Origin of the sequence: Tenacibaculum sp. L6 (assembly GCF_028823685.1) — a bacterium.
Classification (GTDB): Bacteria; Bacteroidota; Bacteroidia; order Flavobacteriales; family Flavobacteriaceae; genus Polaribacter.
Genome location: NZ_JAPEHZ010000144.1, coordinates 1 through 1,111, shown reverse-complemented (window position 1 = coordinate 1,111; position 1,111 = coordinate 1). Strand labels below are relative to the sequence as shown.

The 1,111-nt window shown below is 33.8% G+C and carries 2 pseudogenes; both read left to right on the top strand.

Annotated elements, in window-relative coordinates:
- A pseudogene (locus OU788_RS12375) lies at positions 1 to 434 on the top strand (TonB-dependent receptor); the annotation flags it as partial.
- Positions 435 to 528: 94 nt separating this feature from the next.
- Positions 529 to 1,111, top strand: a pseudogene (locus tag OU788_RS12370) (hypothetical protein); the annotation flags it as partial.

Genomic DNA, 1,111 nt, shown 5'->3' with positions numbered 1-1,111 from the left:
ACGCTTCATACATGAACCATGAGCAAGAACTAAATAAAGATAAAGTTATTAAAGAAAACCCTGGAACTAGTGTAGACTTTAGTACAACTGAAGATGGTTTCGCTGGTGCTTCTGATTTACTTATCAATACAGATTTAAGTTTTTCAAAAGACTTTAATAATGGCATGAACTTTCAATCAACATTAGTATACAATTACTTCTCTGATAGAATCTTCGCTTTAGGTACTGATGGAAAAGGAAACTTAGTTGATAAAGGTTTCGGAACATTAGACTTAGTATTAAAATCTAAATTAAACGAAAGATTAAGCCTTGGAGCTTCTGCAAAGAACCTTTTAAACCCTTCAATAGAAAGATTCCAAGATAATCAAGACGTTACAATACTTTCTTACAAAAAAGGTGTTGACTTTAAGTTATCATTATCATATAACTTTTAATTAACAATCCAATAACCCAACATTAATTTTAGCAGAACACTAAGTTAATGTTGGGTTATTTCTTTTGTAGCATTAAAATAAATTAATAAAAAAAATGAGAAAACAAATTTTTACTTTAATGATAGCAGCTGCTACCTTAACAACGGTAGTTTCTTGTGGAGAAGATGATCCAATACAGACTTCTTCTTGTTCTGATGGAATTCAAAATGGAGATGAAACAGGTGTAGATTGTGGAGGATCTTGCCAACCATGTACTTCAGTAGATTTAGCTGGTGAAGTAACTACAGAAGTAACTTTAGACGCTAGCGTTACTTATAAATTAACTGGGTCTTATATAGTAAAAGAAGGTGGGATTTTAAGAATTCCTGCTGGTACAAGAATCGAAGCTACTGGTGGTACTTCTGCTTACATTGCTGTAGCTCAAGGAGGAAAAATATTTGTTGATGGTAGCAAAGAAAACCCAGTAGTAATGACATCTGGAGCTGCTACTCCTGCTCCTAAAGATTGGGGAGGATTAGTAGTATGTGGTCAAGCACCAACAAACGTAGGTGATACAGCTACTTCTGAGGTTGCTGGTTTAACTTACGGTGGTAACATTGCTAATGATAACTCAGGATCTATCCGTTACTTAAGAATTGAGTATACTGGAGCTACTTTTAACTCTTCTAAAGAATTTA